Here is a 20622-nt window from a genome sequence, read left to right as displayed (position 1 = left end):
GTTGTTGAATACGGGTGAAGTTTATTGCCTGATAACAATGCCGTTCGGTTTCTTACCTACCGCAATGTTTTTTATCACAGCATGGTTCTTTACATCTACGACGGATACGCTGGCTGCCATTTGGTTGGTGACGTAGGCAGTAAGTCCGTCGGCCGAAAAGGTGACCTCGGCCGGTTGTTTGCCCACGTTGATCGTGTTTTTGAGTTGCCAGCTGGAGGCATCGTACACCAGTACTTTACCACTGGTTTCCATTTGCGATGTCCACAGTTCGAGGCCGTTGGGTGAAAAGGTAGCATTGTGGTTCATGGCCGGAAGTTCCAGGTCTTTTACCACGGTGCCTTTTAAGGCATCGAGTACCAATACCTTTCCTTTCATACCGGCCATACCGCCTGCATGACCTTCACTGAGGTCCATGCCCGGCACACCTACAGCCAGGCGCTGTTGTTGTTGGTAGATGTGGTGTGGCCACATGGGCATATCGGCTCCGGGGCCCATTAGTTCGATGGTATCGGTGAGGGTATTGGTTTGAAGTTTGATGACCGATAAAGTATTGCTTTCGCCATTTACGATATAGGCTGCGGGATAGTTGATGTTCTTTTCCGTCATCTTCCTATCATCCATTTTATGCTGACGGCATGAAATGGCGATGGTAGCAATAAGTATAGCAAAGCCGGTAGCCATGGCTACTGTGCGCAGGTTGAATTGCATAAAACAACATGTTTTATTGTACTGTAAAAGGAGATGGTGTGGGTGAAACCCACAGAGGCGCTTCAGCTATATTGCTGAAGGCAATGCCGGAGAGGAGGCTGTATCAAATAAGGAAGATGCTGTGGAGCAGGTATAGCTTGCCGGTTCCTTCTTGCGGGGGAGCATTCGAAGGTGGGTAGGCGAATTTTTCGGCCAGTACGATGGCCTCGGGCAGTACAGGGTATTTTGCCGGCAGCGCAATGGCGCTGAGGTGCATCCCTTCGAAGGCAACAGTTGCCGCCGTTTTCTGGTCTTTGGGAACTTTTACCTGCTGGTGTTTATCCTTGCAGCATTTTTTGCTGCAGGTGGCGGCCATCTTTTTCTTCGATTCACAGTTGCTGCATTTGGGTGCCTTTCCGTGCCAGAGGCCCATGTCTACGAGCTTACCCATGCAATAGTGCAGGTGCACGGTAGCGCCCGCAGCCGAGCTGATGTAGAGGATGGATAATATAGCAACGATGAATTTTTTCATTCCAGTTACAAATGTAGTCCTAAGGAGTTAAGCCCGGGTTATATAATTTTCAGGGTGTTTTATATTTTAATGAGCCATAAATGGCCGCTATGCGGCCATTTATCATTGATACTGTTAACTAAACCTTACTGAGTGCCTTAATGGAGCTTTTCTGCTTTGTAGCCTGCTTTCTCGACTGCTTCCCGGATCTTCGTTTCATTGATATCATCTGCCGATATGGTCAATACTTTATCAAGTGATTGAAGATCTACTTCCCAATTGTCTTCTCCGGCTGTTTCATTGAGTCCGGGTGTTACTTTACCCAAACAGCCGGTGCATTTGATATTCGTTTTGAATTGTACTGTTTTCATGTTCTATCTATTAATGTTATTAATTGCTTTGTTTGCTGATGTAAAGTTACCCTGGCTGCCTGGCCTCCCTTTTACAGGATTAAGGTCGTTTTGTACATAATTTTCAGTTAACCGATCTCGATGGTCACATCGTCGTTGAGCGGATAGCTTTGGCACAGCAGGATCATGCCTTCCTGTAGCTGTTCGGCCCCGAGGGCATAGTTGGCGGGCATGGTGATGTGGCCGGCCACTAGTTTACCGGCGCATTTACCACAGGTGCCTGTTTTGCAGGAATAGGGAATGGGGACTCCTTCGCCGAGAGCGGTTGTCAATATTGTGTTGCCCGGCTGCACTTCGAGCAGGTTTGAGCGCTCGTAATAGTGCAGCATTACTTCATGTACCTGCTGCGGCAGTTGTGCCGTAGCGATGGTTTCAGGATTGAACCTTTCGCGGAAGATATTAGTGGCGGGTACTTCGATAGCGGCCAGGGCTGCTTCGTATTGCTCCATAAGGCCATCTGGTCCGCAGAGAAAGTAATGCGTAGCCGGCGTTGGCAGGGCTTCTGCTTTGCGCAGCAGTTTCTTTACCAGCAATTTGTTCATTCTGCCTGGTAAGTGTGGGTGGTCCGTATCCTGACCGGCAGAGAGGGCGATAAAGGTTTGGGTGCGACCCGGATACAGGTGTTGCCATTGTTCCAGCTGCCTGGCGAATATGATATCGGCTTGTGACCGGCAGCTATACAGCAGGGTGATGTTGATGGCAGGGGATTGTCGCAGCAGGTGGTTGGCGATCGAATAAAGCGGTGTGATGCCGCTCCCGCCGGCCATCAATACAAAATGCTTACCGGGTGGCGGTGTAAAGGATCCGAAAGGTCCCTCCACCCGCCAATGCCGGATACTGTGTGCCTGCTCTACGATGTGCGTACTCATGATGCCGCCGGTAATTTTTTTCACGGTGATGGCCGGGGGCTGTGCCGAGTTGGGCGAAGAGCTGAGGGAGTAGGCCCTCGTTACCGGTTCGCCGTCGATGAGCAGGGTGAGGCTGATGTATTGTCCGGGGTGATAAGTAAAGAAAGCGCCGCCGGTATCGAAGACCACGGTGACGGTGTCGTGGGTTTCGCGGATAACGGCGGCTGCTCTCCAGGTATAGGCGTTGTTCATTAGTTGATGCTATCGGATAGGGTTTGGTTACAGTTTAGCTGCTTTCAGTCTTAGGCTATTGGTGACGACACTTACGGAGCTCAGGGCCATAGCGGCGCCAGCGATCATGGGATCGAGCAGGAAGCCGTTGATGGGGTAGAGCAAACCGGCTGCGATGGGTATGCCGATTAGGTTATAGATAAAGGCCCAGAACAGGTTTTGGCGGATAGTGCGTACCGTTTTCGTGGAAAGGGCCAATGCTTTGGGTATACTGTTGAGATCGGAAGTGATGAGCGTCATCTTCGCCACATCCATCGCGATATCGGTTCCTTTGCCCATGGCGATGCTTACATCGGCCTGCGCCAGTGCCTGCGAGTCGTTGATACCATCGCCCACCATGGCTACTATTTTACCCGCTTGCTGCAGTTCTTTTACAAAGGCTGCCTTGCCGGCCGGCATTACTGAGGCTTTATAATGTTTGATGCCGGTTTCGCGGGCTACTGCGGCAGCCGTATGTTCATTGTCGCCGGTGAGCATGTACACTTCTATTCCTTTTTGCTGCAGTGTGTTAATGGCCTGCTGCGACGTGGCCTTGATCTTGTCTGCTATCGCGATGATGGCGATCAGTTGTTGATTGCCGGCAAAATAGACAACGGTTTGAGCGGCTTCCTGCAGGCTTGTTGCTGTAGCTGCCAGGGAGGGTGCAATGGTGATGCCGGCTTGTTGCATCAGTTGCGGGTTTCCGACTAACCAGGTGGTGCCTTTCAAGCTGCCTTTTATGCCCATGCCGGTGATGCTTTCCACCTGGCTGTAGGTAATAGATTCAACAGGCGCCTGCAGGTAATGCATTACTGCCTGCGAAAGGGGGTGCTCGGAATGTTGTTCGAGTGTGTAGAGTATCGATTCGTGTTTGGTGCGTTGTGCCACTTCATCATTCCAGATGATGGTGGTAACGGAAGGCTTGCCTTCGGTGATGGTGCCGGTTTTATCGAGGATGAGGGCGTTGACCTGGTGCGCCAGTTCAAGGCTTTCGGCATCCTTGATGAGGATATTGTTTTCGGCTCCCTTGCCTACACCGACCATGATGGCGGTAGGGGTGGCCAGGCCAAGGGCACAGGGACAGGCTATGACCAATACCGTTACGGCGGTGAGCAGGGCGTGGGTAAAGGCATTGTCGCCGCCAAGGATCATCCAGGTGATGAAGGTGAGGATGGATATGCCAATGACGATGGGTACAAAGATGCCGGCGATCTTATCGACCAGTTTTTGTACGGGCGCTTTGCTGCCCTGCGCTTCCTGTACCATTTTGATGATCTGTGCCAACAGGGTATCGCCGCCTACTTTAGCGGCGCGGAAGCGGAAGCTGCCTTTTTGGTTGATGGTGCCTGCGTATACAAGGTCGCCGGATTGTTTGCCAGCGGGTAAGGGCTCACCGGTGATCATACTTTCATCAACAAACGAGGTGCCTTCGGTGAGGGCGCCGTCGACCGGGATCTTTTCGCCGGGTTTTACCAGTAGTATATCGTTCACTTGAACCTGCGTTACCGGTACTTCGATGGTGTTGCCATCGGGTTGCACCAGTAATACCGTTTTCGGTTGCAGCCCGATCAGTTTTTTGATGGCGGAGGAAGTATTGGATTTGGCTTTTTCTTCGAGGAGCTTTCCTAACGAGATAAAGGCAATGACCACGGCGGCGGCTTCGAAATACACGTGTGGATGCATTCCCCGCTGGTGCCAGAATGCCGGGTAGATGGTATTGAAGGCGCTGAAGAGCCAGGCGATGCCGGTGCTCAACGCTACCAGCGTATCCATATTGGCTTTGCGATGGGTAGCCTGCTTCCAGGCGTTGACGAAAAAGCTACGGCCAAAGTAGAATACGACCGGTGTGGAGAGTATCATCATGATCCAGTTGCCGTAGGGCATGTTCATAAAGAACATACCGATCACAACGATGGGCAGTGAAAGCCCGATGGACCAGATGGTACGTTGCTTAACATTTCGGTAATGGCGCTGCTGGGCTTCCTCCTTTACTTCGTCCTGGTTTTCCTTATCGATAACGAGGTCGTACCCGATGGAACGTATAGTGCTTTGTAATTGTTGGGGAGTAGCCAGCGTCGGGTCATATTCAACCCAGGCGGTTTGGTTGGCGAAGTTGACGCCGGCCTGCTGTACGCCGGGCACTGATTGCAGCATCGACTCGACGCTGACGGCACAGGCGGCACAAGTCATCTCGAGTACCGGGAAGGTTTCTTTAATGTATTGGGTGTTGGTAGTGTGCTTTGGTGCTTTGGTGGCTATTGCTGTTGACATAATCCGAACATTTGTACAAAGCTACTTTGCCTGGCTGCCGGATCTGTTACAGGATTAGGGGGAGGAGTTATATAATTATGAGGCAGCGAGGCAACTGAGGCAACGAGGCGACGAGGGAAGGGGAGACGGCATCAAACTTTGTCGAGTGGTTTGCGTTTGTTTTCGCGAAGTTGTTTGAAATGAGAAGGCGTGAGGCCGGTGATCTTTTTGAATTGTTGCGACAGGTGTTGTACGCTGCTGTAGCCAAGCTGGTCGGCGATCTGGCCGAGGCTGAGCTCATCATACATTAACAATTCTTTGGCTTTCTCTACCCGCTGCAGGATGGCATATTTCTCGATCGTTACGCCTTCTACCGATGAAAAGAGGGTAGTGAGGTAATGATAATCCAGCTGCAGTTTCTCTTCCAGTATTACAGAGAGTTTCTTGACAGCCTCTTCGCCATCACTGTGGTGAATGAGCTGGATGATGGTGTTCTTGATCTTCTCGACCGTCGTGCTTTTTTTATTGTCGAGCAGTTCGAAACCCAGCGACTGGAGGCTGGTTCTCAATGATTGCAACTGATCTTCGGGCGGGACCTGTGGCAGCTCTACTTCTCCCAATTGTATGTTGGTGTAAGCGATTCCCTGTTTATCCAATTGCTGTTGTACTACCAGTACACAGCGGTCACAAACCATATTCTTGATGTAGAGTTGCATGACGGAATTTGGCCAAAGGTACAACGCCGGGGTGAAATGGCTATCCGGGAGGCCTGGCGGAATGCGATCGTAAAACCTGGTACGGTTTGCGTAGCTGAACCTAAAACGCGATCCCAAACTGGAAGCCTATCGTGAAGGTGGCGGGCAGGTCGTTGCCGAAGCGCACGGGGAAAGGCATGGCGAGGAAGTAACTGCTGTTCTTGTTTTTGATGATCGTTTTGTTGAGGACGGGCGTGAAGCCAAAACGGCCGCTGGTTTCAAAAGCCGCCCGGCCGGCGAATACAAATCCTTTTCCCAGTGCTGCGAGCACGCCTGGATGGAACAGGAAATTGCTCATCTTACTCACCCCTTTGGTAGTGCGTACATGCGGAACGAACTCCATGGAGAATCCGATTGTCGAACTCTTCCAGATATTGATACCGGTAGGCATGCCGACCGTATAAGCGCCATCGAAATTGTAGTGGGGTACATCGCTGCTATAGGTAACGATCGGGTGAACGATGCCTACATAACCTGTTATGCGTGGATAGGTAACGGTCGCTGGTGCGTTTTGGGCAAGGATGCGGAGGCTGAAAACGGAAAATAACAGACAGACAAGGACAGCAGCTTTGTTCATGGTAATGGCAGGGTGTTTTGGCTGCAATACTACAGGTGCGCTGCTGCCTGAAATAGAACGTTCCTGCACTTTTGGTACAGGGATTACTTTTTCTTCGATTTTCTCCGGTATTCCGATGGACTCTCGCCGGTATGTTGTTTAAAGACGCGGGTGAAATGGCTTTGATCCGAAAAGCCGGTGAGGTAAGCGATCTCCGTCAGCTTATACGTTCCTTCCTGCATCAGTTCCTTGGCCTTTCCGATGCGTTCCTGGCGAATGTATTCGCCAAAGGAGAGGTTGTTGAAGTGTTTGGAGAATTCCCGGGAGAGGTAAGAGGGATTGATGTCGAGCCCCTTGGACAGTTCCTTCAGGGTAAGGTTGGTGTCTATCTGATCCTGGATGATGGCTTTTAGTTCGTTGGCCCAGGCGGGTATCTTTTTGCCGCCGCCGCGTTTCGTGGTGAGGTAATCATTGAATACCCGCAACAGCAGGTTTTCGAAGGGCTGCTGCGTATGCTGCACATTTTGAAGATGTGCAGCCCAACTATAGAGCGCGTCATACAGGAGCATCCCTTTTTCGAGCAGCTCCTGGTCGTTGGTGTAATTGTGGGCGAGCCCCGCCGAGATGGCCCAGAGTCCGGAAGACTGGAAGGCGAGATCGTGCCGGTCAGTATCGGCACCGCGCACGATGGGGGCGAGGGTATGGACCGCTTTGTCTTTGATCTTGTATTTCTTAATAAAATAGTCGAAGGTGCATTGGTCTCCATAGTGCGTGAACTCGACGCCCGGTATATCGAATGGAGTGGCGCCGAGTGCGGTGGCCTGGGTTACTACCTGATCAAAGGGTACATAGATGATCTCGGCTTCTTTGTCGATAAAGCGCCTTATCAGCCAGGGGCAGGCCAGGCGATCGATCTTGGGCCGTTCGCGGGTGATCCATTTCATACCAACAAAAATAATCGAATGGGCCTATGGAGCCGTAAGATGGCTTCATTTTTAAAGCTGCGTGCTTACTTTTCACCCTTGTGTGCTCCCTTTTGCCGAAAATGGCCCGGATTCATAAATCCCTGGCTAACTGGTGCGATGGTTGGTGTCATAGTCAAGGCTGCCCGCTGAAATGGCGGCCTTATGCGCTATGAAAAGAATTGTATTACTGATAGCTATGTCGCTGAACTATTTCGTTGCCTGCAAGGATCCTGGCGGAGCAGGTAATGCGACAAGCGGCGATTCGACGAGGGTTACCGAAGCGAAAAGCAGTAAACCATCCTCCGTGGCAGAGGAGGTGATCTATCAGCGCGCTTTCCAATCAGCCATCTGGGGTATGCCGGCAGTGAATTATTACCTCATGTACAAAGAGATGGTCGACAAGGTAAAGGGCGGCTATAACCAGGTGGTGTATTGGTCGGGCCTGCTGAACTGGCAAAACCAAACGTTGACGCCCAACCCGGATGTGATCTACCTGATGCCTTTTTTCAATACGAAAGACGTGGGTCCTGTAGTGTTGGAGATACCTCCGGCAGACAGCGGTATCTTCAATGGCAGTGTGATGGATTACTGGCAGGCGGCCATTGAAGATGTGGGGCCGGGCGGTGTGGACAAGGGCCGGGGTGGCCGTTACCTGATATTGCCTCCTGGTTATGCCAAAGAGAAAGTGCCGGCAGGCTATATTCCGATGCCTTCCTATACTTACCAGGGGTATGCGTTGCTGCGATCGGTGCTGAAAGATGGAAGTGCGGAAGGCGTGCGGCAGGCGGTGGCATATGCCAGGCGGATCAAAGTGTATCCGTTATCGCAGGCAAACCATCCACCGGCAACCGTTTTCCTGGATGCGCAGAATATTCTATATGACGCGACAATCCCTTATGATAAGCGATTCTTTGAAGCGTTGGATGCCATGGTGCAGTCGGAGCCATTTCTGGAACGTGACCGGGTGATGGTCGAGCAGTTGCGGAGTATTGGCATCTACCGCGGGCAGGCTTTCAATCCCGATGCCCGCAAACAGGAACTGATGGTGAGCGCGCTACAGGACGCAAAGGTTTACCTGGACGATATGTATGATCATTTCGAAACTTATTATCCCGGTAAACGGTGGTTTTTTCCGGTAACAAAGGATTATCATGACAATATTGCCCGGGATTTCAAAGTACCCGATACCTACCCGGTCGATAACCGGGGTTTAATCTATTCAATTGCTTTCTTTAGTGCCAAACATGTGGGAGAAGCTCAATTTTATTTGCTCAATACGAAAGATAAAGATGGACATGCACTGGACGGCAGTAAGACGTATAAAGTAAACGTACCCGGCAATGTACCGGTGAAACAATATTGGTCGATCACGGTGTACGACCGGGCTACTCACGCATTTATCCGTAACCTTGACCGGCAGGGCCGATCGTCGCAGTCGCCGGGGTTGCAGAAGAATGGCGATGGTTCGGTCGATATCTATTTTGGTCCGAAGCCGCCAGCGGGCAAGGAAGCCAACTGGGTGCCTACTGATCCGGCCGGGAAGTTTGAATTGTTGGCTCGTTTCTATGGCATAGAGCAAGTGTTCTTTAAAAAGGAATGGCAGCTGAACGATGTAGAGGAGGTGAAATAAGTGGTGTGCTCAAATAGCTGTCCATGGAAAAAAACATCAAGCGAAGATTCCGTTGGCTTGTGCCGGTTGTGATGGGGCTGATCGTGTTGCAGGTATGCCATCACTCCGCATCCGTAACGAGGGATAATTTTCCCCGGGCGGAAACGCATTGGCATATGCGCCAGTTTGTGGAGCAGGGCGCCTTCGGGAAGTTCTATCATTACCGCGGACTGGGTATTACGGATCAACCCGGCATGCGGCCCAATATAGATGCCTACCATTCAGTAGGAGTATTTGACCTGGATGCGGGGCCTGTTACGATCATATTGCCGGATCCCGGCGAGCGATTCTTTTCCATGAACATTATCGATGAAGAAAATCATACCGTGGCGATGGTGAATGCGCCTGGAGAGTACGTCTACAACCGGCAGGTGGTGGGTACCCGTTATATGCTGGCTATTGTGCGGTTCTTTGTGGACGGGCCGCCGGAGGTCGATAGCCAGATCGTGCATGACCTGCAGGATGCGATCGTGGTAAAGCAGGCCTCCGTGGGGCATATAGAATTAATCCATTGGGACAAGGGGAGCCAGGCGCGGTTAAGGGAACGTCTTTCGGCGCTTGCTGCTTCCCTGCCCGATATGCGGCGGGCGGCGGGAAGGAAAGAACAGGTGGATCCCGAAAAGCACCTGATCGCTACAGCGGTAGATTGGGGTATGCCAGGTAGTGATGAGGCTTTGTTCCTTCAACGAATACCTATTCCCGATGATGGATCCGGTGTTTTTCAATTACACTTATCCGAATCGCCTGCGCGGGGCTTCTGGTCGGTGAGTGTGGTCGATTCGCTGGGAAATATACCGTCCGGAAATAATGATCTGTACACGATCAACAATGCCACAGCTCATCGAGGGGCCGATGGTAGCATTACGATTCAGTTTGGTGATTGCCGCGGCGTGGCTATCAATTGTCTGGCCATATTTCCCGGCTGGCGGTATGTGGTAAGGCTTTATCAGCCATTGCCCGTATGGCAGGATAGCAGTCAGGCATTCCCGGTCATTGTTCCTGTTAAATAGGTTGTGTTTTACAAAATCAGGCAGTCCTGTTTTCATGGGGTGGCGGTTTGATGTGATGCGGCGTGTCTCTTAACGCCGGCATCTGTCTATTGATCAAACTATTACTGTATGAAAACACCTCTTGTTCGTTGCATTATATTGTCTATGGTTTTATCGATGGGCGTATCGCCACTCCTATATGCCCAGCAAGATCATCCGGATGTGAAGACGGGTGTCAGTGAAGAGGAGTTGAAGCGGGCCAATGACCCGATGGCCAATGTAAAAGCTTTCAATATTCAGAACTATATCGTGTCGAAGTTGTACGGCTTGCCGGACAATTCCATGAATCAATTGCTGGCGCGTTATTCTCAACCACTGGGGAAAGTGCTCCTGCGGGCCACCATGCCATTTATCGTTTCATCCGAGGCTACCAAGGCTCCCACGACGGGACTGGGTGATTTCAACATGTTTGCGATCTATACGCCAGCTTCCAAATCCGGTAATAAGATTGGCATTGGCCCTGTTCTCGTAGCACCTACGGGTACGCATAACCTGGGGGCCGGCAAGTGGCAGGCGGGGGTGGCGGTGCTGGCCTTTATGGCGAAGAGCAAACTGATACAATGGGGCAGCTTGTTGCAATGGCAGGCTTCATTTGCCGGTGATGGTGACCGGGAAGACGTGAACCTGCTGATACCACAGGCATTCTTCATCTGGCAGATCGGGAATGGGTACTGTTTGCGGAGCACCGGTGTCTGGACGTTCAATTTAAGGAACGGCGATTATAGTGTACCCATTGGTCTTGGTGTGGGTAAGGTGATGAAGGTGGGCAAAGTAGTGTTCAACCTGTTTGCCGAACCGCAGTTCACGGTACTGGCCGAAGGAGTGGGGCAACCTAAATACCAAACCTTCGTTGGGTTCAATACGCAATTTTAATAAAACCACGTGTGCGTTTCGCCACAGATGTTTATTCCCAATCATTAAGTACTGCATGATGAAGCAAGCCTTTTCTATACTTGTGTTGATCGCCGGGCTGGGTGCGGCTATGCCGGTGGCGGCACAGTTTGCCACCAATCCGGTAGATGCCGACAGCTCCGCCGAGCATAAGGCCGGCGCAGGTTTTACGTTGGTGAAAAGTAAATATGCCACGTTGAACTTTGCCACCTATGCTACGATCCGCTACCTCAATTCGGTAGCTACGGACGATACCTATACCGATGCGAAGGGGCAGGTTCGTGAGGTGCCCAAGCGCAATGATATCCAATTTCAGAAAGTAACCCTGTACTTCAAAGGCTGGATCGCTACGCCTAAGTTCAGGTATTTCGCTTATGTGTGGACGTCCAACGCCAACCAGGGGCAGGGCGCCCAGGTGGTGGTGGCCGGTAACCTGCAATACGAGATCAATAAACACTTCGATATAGGCGCCGGCATTGGCGCTTTGCCTACCAACCGGTCGCTGTATGGTCAATGGCCTTCCTGGTTGCGCCAGGATGCACGCTCGATGGCCGAAGAATATTTTCGCGGATCATTCACTACCGGTGTGTGGGCGCAGGGTGAGATCGTGAAGAACTTTTATTACAAGTCGATGCTGGGTAATAACCTGAGCCAGCTGGGCGTAGATGCCGGACAACTCGATGATGGGTTCAATACCTGGAGCAATGCCTTGTGGTGGGTAACGCGCGACTATGGCCGCCTGGGGGCGTATGGTGATTTCGAACGGCACGAACAAGTGGCGACGATCGTTGGTGGTTCTTTTACCCGAAGTAATGAAACACCGCAATCGCAGCCTGGTACGGATGCCCCCGAGAATTCACAGATCAGGATATCTGATGGTACGGCTATTTTCAACGTGGGCGCCTTTGAGCCCGGTACCCAGGTGCAAAAGGCGCGATACCGGATGACCTCTTTCAATGGCGGTCTTAAATACAGGGGCTTTTCGCTGGATGCGGAGTATTTTATCCGGAGGGTTGATGACTTTACCACGAGCGGGTCCATTCCGGTTTCCAAATTGAGCGACCAGGGCGGCACCTTACAGGCTTCCACCATGCTTGTCAATAAGACGTTGCAGCTATACGGCATCGGTTCTTATATAAAAGGAGAGTATGGCAATCCTTCCGAATTGAATTTCGGGCTTAACTGGTATCCGCTTAAGAACAAAATATTGCGGTTGAACCCGGAAGTTATATTCGCCAATCAGTCGCCTGTCGGTTATTTTAGTTTTCCGACGGTGGTAGGCGCAAAGGGAACTGTCTATATGATCAATATAGAGTTGTTTTACTAAAGGCCAGGCAGCGATCGCTGCATGCTGTGCTTATTTCCGGATCACGGTAAAGGTGGGCCTGATGAGATTGAGCGTCAACTTCGCTACTTCTTCGGCGGAGGCGGGATTTTGGCCGGTGATCACATTGCCGGTTTCCACAACGTGTTTCGTGTAATTGGCTCCGCTGGTATACGTGGCGCCGAGTTCCTTCAAACGGGTCTCTAATAAGAAAGGCAGCAGCTGTGCCATGCCGGCCGATTCTTCTTCGCTATTGCTAAAAGCCGTGATGGTTTTTCCTTTTAACCAAAGTTTGTCTTTGCCTTCCATGACGTTCAACAAGGCTGCCACGCCGTGGCATATTACGCCAACGGGTTTATTCTTTGCATTGAAATGTTCCACCAGCTGTTTCAGTAAGGGATTGGCGGTAAGGTCCCACATGGCGCCATGGCCGCCGGCAATGAACAACAGGTCGTACTGATCGCTCCTCACATCGAGCAGGGGGATGGACCGTGACAAATGGTTCATGGCCTCTATATCATTCCTGAAACGTTTCGAGCTCCGGGTTACGGTAATGATCGATTCGCTTTTGGGATCGACAGGTACCGGTCCACCCAGGGGTGAAGCGATGGTAAGGTATGCGCCTGCTTCCTTGAATATGTAGTAGGGTGCTGCCAGTTCTTCCATCCACAACCCGGTTTTTTCAGCACTGTCTCCCATTTTATCGTTTGAAGTACTAATGAAAAGAACTTTAATAGGCTTTGTCATAACTAGAAATGATTTTACCAGGCACCAGGTAGGTCAATGCCTTCTTTTGATTAAATAAGATGCGGTATATGCTCACGGCAAAGCCTGTCAACCAGGATCTGGTGTACGACTACAGGGAGGGAAAATGAACTGACTTATTTATAGGTAACAGGACTGACTGTGAATTTGCCGTCTTTGTATTCGCCCAGCAGGATCACGTTCTTATAGCCGGCATAAAGTCGGGCAGCGGCTTGCATGGCCTTTTCATCGACGCTCCATATCTTCATTCCTTTGTTGCTGCCTTTGTCACAAACTTCGATGTAAAATCCATTCTTCAATTGTACCGGTGATACGGGGGGCCTTCCTGCACTTCTCATTATTCTTGATTATTTAGATGACATTGTTGGCCTTCCTACAGCCCCAAACTACCAATTAGCAGGCGACCATGATGGGCTGAACCGGCTAAAGGTAGTCTTATTATACCGTATTAGTGGTATAATGATGAAAAGAGTCCGCAGCTGTCACGTTTCGGGACTTGCTCCGTAGACAGCGGAGCAGGTCTGTAAAGGCGGATTATCAACTCGTTAAGCGGGGTCCATCGCTTCTGTTGCGTAAAAATTCAGAAGGGTTTTGTCCTGTCACTTTTTTGAAGGCGGTGGAAAAGGTGTTCCTGTTGTTGAAGCCGCAGAGGGCGGCGAGTCCGTTAATGTTGAGATGGTCTGTTTCTTCCTTTGCGATCAGCTCCAGGCAAAAGGCGATGCGTTGGTGATTGAGGTATTCGTTAAAATTCTTTCCTGTTACATTGTTGATAAATGAGGAGAGCCGGTGTGGCTGCATGTCGAGTTCGGCGGCGAGTTCCTGCAAGCTATAATTCCCATTTAAATAGGGCTTTTTATCGGACATCAGTTGGGTGAGGCGGTTCGACAGGGTCTCGGCCGACTCGTCGTCGAACAAAGGCTTGTGGCGGGGCGGATCTTCCTTTACAGTCGTTTTTAAGGCGAAATCGTACAGGATGCCGGGGCATAAAAATAAGATGAAACAAGAGAGGATGGACACGGCTGTGGGCGGCACTACCAGTACCCAATCGTTGGGACGGTTTATGATCATGGCAATGAGCGAAGGCAGAAATACCAGTGATTGGAGGATAGTGTATAGTGAAAGCCACCAGAGCCGGTCTTTGGAGGGGCGCGGCTGCTGTTCGGAATAAATTACGAGCCTGTGTACCTGCAATATCCAATACAAGGTCATGATCACCGTGATCATGGGAATGTGAAAGGAGGCAGGCAGGAAGAGGCCCCGTTCGTGGGGGATGATGTCGTGCACACGTTCCCAACCCATGGCGGGCGTGAGGCTAAGCGCATCGATGGGTGCGGAAAAGAAGGGCAGGTAATCTACCAGGAATATGGCAAACGGGAGGAGGTGTATGAGGTCTTTCCAGGAGAGCTTCGGAACGGTGAAACTGCGTACGTAACAGAAGGGCAGCGGGATGCTCAGTAACCATATCAGGTGGGGAAGCTTTTGCCAGCGCGTATTCACGGGTGGCCAATCGAGCATCAGGAGCAATCCGACCAAAAAACTGATGGCCATGGTGATGAAGGAAGATGCCAACAGGGCGCGGCTAAGGCTGACCGTTCTCGAAAACGTCAACAGGATGATGCCGGTGGTGAGGCACAAGATAAGCGACATGCAAGACAGCAGGGTAGGCTGCAGCAAGAGCAATGACATAGGCTGTGATTAGTGATTTCAGGTATCAGGTTTGCCGCAACAGTATTCCTTACAGGATCTGTTGGTTACGCATGGACATTCAATCGAAAAGCAGTAAGTGATAGCAGGTTTCCAGTGTGGTTTGCTGGTCCACTAAGTTAGTAGATATCCCAAACTGGGAATGGGAAAAATACTATGTCCTCAAAGTTTTGATCTATATCAAGTTATTTAGAGCGCGCAATCGCTTGCGTAAGAACTTATTGGGAAAAAGTGTAGCCAAGACTGAACACTATTCCGTAGTCGATGGTGGCGGCATCCTCGCCGGGCGGTTGGGAATCGTAGTTATCATAGAGGGTGAGGTTGATGCTGAAGTCGGTGATGGGCTTCCAGGTTAGTTTGATCTGTCCGTCGTGCCGGATACGACCTTTTTGGGTGAGACTGAAAAAGAGGTTCTGGGTGCTGGTGAGGCTCATATCGGGTTTGCTGAAGCTGAAGAAGTTGAAGGAGTTGACAAAGGGTATTTCAACCTGGGTAGGAGATTGAACGCCTTCTATATTGAGTTCCTGGTTAAAGACGATGCCGGTACCCGTCCTAACTCGTATATGGCTGGAAGATAGGAGGGAATAGGCCATACCCGCGCCTTCCTGGAAGCGGCGGGCGAGGCCGAGCTCGAGGTTGCGCTGGTAGTTGAGGTAACCCACAGCCTGCCATTGGGGATCGATGAAATAGTAGCCTGTGAGGCCGCCGCTCTCGTTATCGCGGGTCCAGCCGGTATCGGTTTGGGTAATGATGACAGAATATTGCGCTACCGTTTCCCATTTGCGGGTGATGCATTTGATGGTGCCGTCGCCATTGAGGCGACCGATGGTGCTGGACCGGGTAAAGGAGTATCCGGCGGATACGGTGCCTTCCCATTGGGCCGATTTGGGGCCCTTGAACGAGGACAGGGTGGCTACTTCGTCGAGCGGCATGGATATGGTGCTGTCGCCCGTTGTGATGCGTATATGGCCGGCTGTTGTATCGGGCTCGATGCGGGTGAAGAAGACTTCACGGTGGATGGATTCGAGCCGGTAGAAATGCGTGGCGGCTCTTACGGTAAATATCTTGGTGACCTTGATACTGACCACGCCTACGTCGTCGGCATCGATGGTGAGCTTGCCGAGCGACATGCTTTTTATTTTCCCGATGAGTACTGACTTGTTCTTCAGGAATACGGTGTCCTTCACCTCTGCCCGGGCCGTTTGCCAGGCCAGGAGGCTGCAGCAATACAGAAAGATCAATGACCGTAGGGCCCGGCGGCTTCTTATTTTCATATCAGGAGTAACGACACTTTTCGAGCGGGGGGAGGGCCTAGGAGGAGGAGGTTTTGTTGCCAAATAGTACGATTGCGGGCAAGGTGGGACGCCCGTGGGATGGTGTTTCGATGTTGAGAGGATGGCAGTTCAGGGGCAGGGCCTTACAGATTGCGCAACCGGTTGTTTTCAACTGGTATGGGATGTGCGGCCGATTTATAGGATATTTATTGCCTAAACTTAACGAATGAACAGGATTAGCGGATTGTTGTTGGGCCTGATGTTATTGATGATGGGGGAGCTCGTGGCTCAACCTGTGCAGATCATTCCTTTACCGGTCAGTATTCAACCGAGCGGCGGGGTGTTTGTCGTTGATGGTGCAGTGGGTTTGCTGGCGCCCGCCAATAACAAGGCGGCTGCCGATGTGGTGCGTTACTTCAGTAATTATATAGACCAGGTAAGTGGGGTGAAGCTGCCGCTTACCGGCGGCGCTGCCAAAAAGCGGCAGATCCGCTTTGTATTGGCCCCGACTAAAGGGGTCGGTGAAGAAGGCTATCAGCTTTCGGTGACTTCATCGGGTATGGTGGTGCAGGCGAACGAAGCCCGGGGCCTGTTCTATGGCGTGCAGTCTCTGCTACAGACCTTACCGGCCATCCGTACCAACCAGGTGTTGCAGATCCCCTGTATGGAGGTTACTGACTATCCGCGTTTCAAATGGCGGGGTATGATGCTGGATGTGAGCAGGCATTTCTTTTCGCCTGAGCTGGTGAAGGAGTTTATCGATCTGCTGGCTGCCTATAAGATGAATGTATTTCACTGGCATTTGGTGGATGGTGCAGGCTGGCGCATCGAGATCAAACAATATCCGCTGCTGACGACGCAGGCCGCCTGGCGGGTAGATGACGGGGGCAAGACCTGGAACTGGGCCGATGTGCAGTTCAATGCCGATCGCAGCAAGGCTACTTACGGAGGTTTCTATACGCAGCAACAGATCAAAGAGATCGTTGCCTATGCGGCTTCCAAACATATTACGGTTGTTCCTGAGATCGAGATGCCGGGGCATTCGGAGGCGGCGATGGCGGCCTATCCGCAATACTCGTGTACGCCGAAGAATACGTTTGCGCAAGCGGGTAATTTCTCTGCCCGCGATGTACAAGCTAATTATTGCGCCGGTAACGACAGTGCTTTTGTTTTCCTGCAAAATGTGCTGGCAGAAGTGCTGGCGCTGTTCCCTTCCAAATACATTCATATTGGTGGTGATGAGGTCGATAAATCTAGCTGGAAAGAATGTGCCAAATGCCAGCGGAGAAAGCAGGTGGAAGGTTTGAAAGATGAGGAGGAGCTGCAAAGCTATTTTATCCGCCGAATGGAAAAGTACCTGGTATCGAAAGGACGGCATATGATCGGCTGGGATGAGATACTGGAAGGTGGATTGGCGCCGCAGGCTACGGTGATGAGCTGGCGCGGTGAAGAGGGCGGCATCAGGGCGGCGCAAATGAACCATGATGTGGTGATGAGTCCGGGCACACCCTGTTACTTCGACCATTACCAGGGTGATCCTGAAACGGAGCCGAAAGCTTTTGGCGGTTTCAATACGCTGAAGAAAGTATATCACTACGAACCAGTGCCTGCGGCACTCGACAGTAATGCCGCCCGGCATGTGCTTGGTGCGCAAGCCAATTTATGGACGGAGTATATTCCCAGCAATGAACAGGTGGAATACATGATATTGCCGCGGATGCCGGCGCTGGCGGAAGTGCTGTGGAGCCCGCGTGCTGCGCGCAACTGGAAAGGGTTCAACGAGCGACTGGCGGCTCATATGGTGGGCTTTGAGCAACGGGGGCTGCGTTATTCGAAAGGGAACTTTAAGGTGGACATCAAGCCGCAGGTGAACAATGGACGCGTATTGGTGCAGTTGGGCACGGAGCGTGAAGACGGCACCATTTATTATACTACAGATGGTTCGGAACCCGGTACGGGCAGTAACCGTTATACAGCGCCTTTTGAGATAGACCGGTCAACGACCCTGAAGGCGGCCATCGCGGTGAACAATAGCATGGCGGCGAACAAGCCGGCGCAGCAGTCTTTCACGTTCAATAAAGCGACGGGCAAGCAGGTTGCGTATGCTACGCCCAACAGCCGGTATTACCAAGCCAATGGGCCAGCCACTTTGATCGATGCGCTGCGTGGCACGAAGGAGATCGGGCAGCAGTGGCATGGCTTCAATGGGAATGACCTGGTGGCTACCGTTGACCTGGGTGCGCCTGTTACGGCGCAAACTGCCAGCCTGGGTTGTTTGCAGCACTACGATCAATGGATCTTCTTTCCGCAGTGGGTGAAGTTTGAAACTTCGACCGACGGGATTACTTATACTACTATTGCGACTGTCGATAATACGGTACCCGTTAGTGACCGGTCGGGGCAGACGAAGGACTTCAGTGCCCGTTTTGCGCCGGCTACCTTCCGGTACCTGCGGGTGACGGCGAAGAACCTGGGTGTTTGTCCGCCAGGGCATCCCGGTGCGCTGCAAAATGCCTGGTTGTTCTGCGATGAGATCGTTGTAGAGTAATGAACGCATATTGACTTCAACAAACGTTTCCTTTCAACTTAAAATGATTTCTTATGAAGGCTACAGCCTTTCGATTGTTTATTGCCTGGCTGATCGTTGCAGGTTTGTGTATCCAGTGCCATGTTGTTTCGGCGCAGACGACTGTTATTAATGGCGCTCCCTTTGTGATACCTGCGTTGCGCGAGTGGAAGGGTGGTGCCGGGCAATTTGAATGGCAGGCTACCACCAGGCTGGTGGTGGATCCTGTGTTTATTGAGGAGTTGAACCCAGTTGCGGGGCTGCTGGCAGATGACCTGGCCTTGTTGTGGCAGCGGAGTAAACCGGTGGTGCGTTCGGGTAAGGCTGCCGCGGGCGATGTTTATTTTACGATGCTGCCGGGAGATAGCAGTCTGCCAGCAGAAGGCTATGTGCTCGAGATTGGTGACCAAGTGACGATCAAAGCCAAAGACGGGCAAGGGGCCATCTGGGCTACGCGCAGCCTGCTGCAAATGCTGGAACAGGATGAGGTGCACAAGCACCTGGCGAAGGGGGTAGCGCGCGACTTTCCGCAATATGCTGTGCGTGGGTTTGTGCTGGATGTAGGCAGGAAGTTCTTCAGCCTGCAGTTCCTGCAGCACTATGTAAAGTTCATGTCGTATTACAAGATGAATGATTTTCATATTCACCTCAACGATAACGGCTTTAAGGATTTCTTCAACGGCAATTGGGATAGTACATATGCCGCTTTCAGATTGGAGAGTACTACTTACCCGCAACTGACGTCGAAGGATGGTCATTATACCAAGCAGGAGTTCATCGACCTGCAATTGCTGGCGCAGCGGTATGGTGTGACGATCATTCCTGAGATCGATGTGCCGGCGCATTCGCTGGCGTTCAGCCGGGCGGTGCCGGGCATCGGCAGTGTGCCCTATGGGCAGGATCACCTTGACCTGGATAACCCGTTAACCTATACGGTCATCGATAATGTGTTTGAGGAATACCTGCAAGGGCCGAAGCCGGTTTTTATTGGTAAGGAAGTGCATATCGGTACTGATGAATACGCCAAGAAGGAAGCGGAGAAGTTCAGGATGTTTACGGACCATTATATACGCCTGGTAGAAAGTTATGGTAAACAGGTGCGGATGTGGGGTGCGCTGACGCATGCGAAGGGTAGCATACCGGTGAAAGCGAAAGGGGTGACGATGAACCTGTGGTACAATGGTTATGCAGAACCAAAGGATATGTTTGAGCAAGGGTACCAGGGCATCAGCACGCCGGATGGCTGGCTGTACATTGTGCCGGCGGCGGGTTATTATTATGATTACCTCAATGTGAAAAAGCTGTATGCCGAGTGGGCGCCCAATAAGATCGGCAAGGAAGTATTTACTGAACCTTATGCACCCTTGCGCGGCGGGTCGTTTGCCGTATGGAACGATCATGTGGGCAATGGCATCACTGAGAAAGATGTGCACCACCGGGTGTTCCCGGCGATGCAGGTATTGTCGCAGAAGATGTGGGGTGGCAGTAAGACGCAGCTGGCGTATGCGGATTTTGACAAGCAGGCGAAACATATTGGCGAAGGGCCGGGCCTCAATATGCTTGGTAAGTGGAAGGGGAGAGATTCGGTGGTGTATGTTAAGGAAGGCGTGATCAAACTGAAGGGCGGCAATAGTTATTTGAAGACGGGTATCGATGGTGTTGGTTATGGCTATACGGTAAGTTTCCATATCAAGGCGGCGGATCGGCAAGCGGCGAATGCGGTGTTGTTTGGATCGGCCGATGCGGTGGTGACGTTGAACCAGCAGGGCACGGGCCGGTTGGGTTTTTCGCGCGAGGGTTATCATTACTCCTTCAACTATTCATTGCCGGCCAATGTGTGGACGCACGTGGCTATTGTGGGCAATCACAAGGGCACGAGTTTGTTTGTGAACGGCAAGCTGGTAGAGAAGCTGGAAGGTGCCAAAAAGGTCTTTGCGAATGGTAAAGAGATGGCGAAAGTGCAAACACTTTTCTTTCCGCTTGAATATATTGGTGATCGCCGCCATGCGGGCAAGGCTTCGTTGCGCGGGTTGACGGTGTATGCGCGTGAACTGGCGGAGGCTACTATTGCTGCGCTTGCAGCTGATGGTGCTTCAGGTGTGACAGGAACGAAGTGAGTAGTACAGTT

General features: G+C 51.6%; 18 protein-coding genes. 6 read left to right on the top strand and 12 right to left on the bottom strand.

Going from position 1 to position 20622, the window contains the following annotated elements:
• Positions 1 to 21 precede the first annotated feature (21 nt).
• From P2H89_RS24605 to P2H89_RS24570, 8 genes are all read right to left on the bottom strand, one after another.
• Positions 22 to 708: a hypothetical protein gene (locus tag P2H89_RS24605; protein ID WP_275831984.1), complete on the bottom strand. Its 687-nt coding sequence runs from the start codon at positions 706 to 708 to the stop codon at positions 22 to 24.
• A gap of 103 nt (positions 709 to 811) precedes the next feature.
• The gene (locus tag P2H89_RS24600; RefSeq protein ID WP_275831982.1) at positions 812 to 1219 is read right to left on the bottom strand and encodes a hypothetical protein; all 408 of its coding nucleotides are present in this window, start codon (positions 1217 to 1219) and stop codon (positions 812 to 814) included.
• 137 nt (positions 1220 to 1356) lie between these two features.
• Positions 1357 to 1569 (bottom strand): heavy-metal-associated domain-containing protein, encoded by a 213-nt coding sequence (locus tag P2H89_RS24595; RefSeq protein ID WP_275831981.1) that lies wholly within the window; start codon positions 1567 to 1569, stop codon positions 1357 to 1359.
• Between the two features lie 107 nt (positions 1570 to 1676).
• A complete protein-coding gene (locus P2H89_RS24590; RefSeq protein WP_275831979.1) occupies positions 1677 to 2708 on the bottom strand; it encodes an iron-sulfur cluster-binding domain-containing protein in 1032 nt (343 codons plus the stop codon).
• A 27-nt stretch (positions 2709 to 2735) separates the two neighbouring features.
• Positions 2736 to 4997 carry a heavy metal translocating P-type ATPase gene (locus P2H89_RS24585; protein ID WP_275831978.1) on the bottom strand — a complete coding sequence of 754 codons (2262 nt, stop codon included), beginning with the start codon at positions 4995 to 4997 and terminating at the stop codon, positions 2736 to 2738.
• A 131-nt stretch (positions 4998 to 5128) separates the two neighbouring features.
• The gene (locus tag P2H89_RS24580; protein ID WP_275831975.1) at positions 5129 to 5692 is read right to left on the bottom strand and encodes an AraC family transcriptional regulator; all 564 of its coding nucleotides are present in this window, start codon (positions 5690 to 5692) and stop codon (positions 5129 to 5131) included.
• 100 nt (positions 5693 to 5792) lie between these two features.
• A complete protein-coding gene (locus tag P2H89_RS24575) occupies positions 5793 to 6308 on the bottom strand; it encodes a hypothetical protein (RefSeq protein WP_275831973.1) in 516 nt (171 codons plus the stop codon).
• 83 nt (positions 6309 to 6391) lie between these two features.
• A complete protein-coding gene (locus P2H89_RS24570; RefSeq protein ID WP_275831971.1) occupies positions 6392 to 7231 on the bottom strand; it encodes a chromate resistance protein ChrB domain-containing protein in 840 nt (279 codons plus the stop codon).
• Between the two features lie 190 nt (positions 7232 to 7421).
• Here P2H89_RS24570 and P2H89_RS24565 point away from each other — a divergent pair, with 190 nt between their 5' ends.
• From P2H89_RS24565 to P2H89_RS24550, 4 genes are all read left to right on the top strand, one after another.
• Positions 7422 to 8882: a DUF1254 domain-containing protein gene (locus P2H89_RS24565; RefSeq protein WP_275831969.1), complete on the top strand. Its 1461-nt coding sequence runs from the start codon at positions 7422 to 7424 to the stop codon at positions 8880 to 8882.
• 23 nt (positions 8883 to 8905) lie between these two features.
• Entirely contained in the window at positions 8906 to 9931 is a 1026-nt protein-coding gene (locus P2H89_RS24560) for a DUF1254 domain-containing protein (protein WP_275831967.1), read from the top strand.
• Between the two features lie 108 nt (positions 9932 to 10039).
• Entirely contained in the window at positions 10040 to 10843 is an 804-nt protein-coding gene (locus P2H89_RS24555; RefSeq protein ID WP_275831966.1) for a hypothetical protein, read from the top strand.
• 55 nt (positions 10844 to 10898) lie between these two features.
• Positions 10899 to 12188 (top strand): hypothetical protein, encoded by a 1290-nt coding sequence (locus P2H89_RS24550; protein ID WP_275831963.1) that lies wholly within the window; start codon positions 10899 to 10901, stop codon positions 12186 to 12188.
• Positions 12189 to 12218: 30 nt separating this feature from the next.
• On the opposite strand, the gene P2H89_RS24545 is transcribed toward P2H89_RS24550, so the two are convergent.
• The 4 genes from P2H89_RS24545 to P2H89_RS24530 form a co-directional block, all read right to left on the bottom strand.
• Positions 12219 to 12932: a type 1 glutamine amidotransferase domain-containing protein gene (locus tag P2H89_RS24545; protein ID WP_275831961.1), complete on the bottom strand. Its 714-nt coding sequence runs from the start codon at positions 12930 to 12932 to the stop codon at positions 12219 to 12221.
• Between the two features lie 134 nt (positions 12933 to 13066).
• Entirely contained in the window at positions 13067 to 13288 is a 222-nt protein-coding gene (locus tag P2H89_RS24540) for a hypothetical protein (protein ID WP_275831959.1), read from the bottom strand.
• Positions 13289 to 13487: 199 nt separating this feature from the next.
• Positions 13488 to 14636: a helix-turn-helix transcriptional regulator gene (locus P2H89_RS24535; protein ID WP_275831957.1), complete on the bottom strand. Its 1149-nt coding sequence runs from the start codon at positions 14634 to 14636 to the stop codon at positions 13488 to 13490.
• A 236-nt stretch (positions 14637 to 14872) separates the two neighbouring features.
• The gene (locus tag P2H89_RS24530; RefSeq protein ID WP_275831955.1) at positions 14873 to 15928 is read right to left on the bottom strand and encodes a DUF481 domain-containing protein; all 1056 of its coding nucleotides are present in this window, start codon (positions 15926 to 15928) and stop codon (positions 14873 to 14875) included.
• A gap of 226 nt (positions 15929 to 16154) precedes the next feature.
• On the opposite strand from P2H89_RS24530, the gene P2H89_RS24525 reads away from it, so the two are divergent.
• Entirely contained in the window at positions 16155 to 18476 is a 2322-nt protein-coding gene (locus tag P2H89_RS24525; RefSeq protein WP_275831953.1) for a family 20 glycosylhydrolase, read from the top strand.
• Between the two features lie 53 nt (positions 18477 to 18529).
• Positions 18530 to 20611, top strand: coding sequence for a family 20 glycosylhydrolase (locus P2H89_RS24520; RefSeq protein ID WP_275831951.1), 2082 nt, complete (start codon positions 18530 to 18532; stop codon positions 20609 to 20611).
• Positions 20612 to 20622: the final 11 nt, after the last annotated feature.

It is taken from the genome of Paraflavitalea sp. CAU 1676 (assembly GCF_029223285.1).
Taxonomy (GTDB): domain Bacteria; phylum Bacteroidota; class Bacteroidia; order Chitinophagales; family Chitinophagaceae; genus Paraflavitalea.
This window is presented reverse-complemented; position numbering and strand designations above follow the sequence as displayed.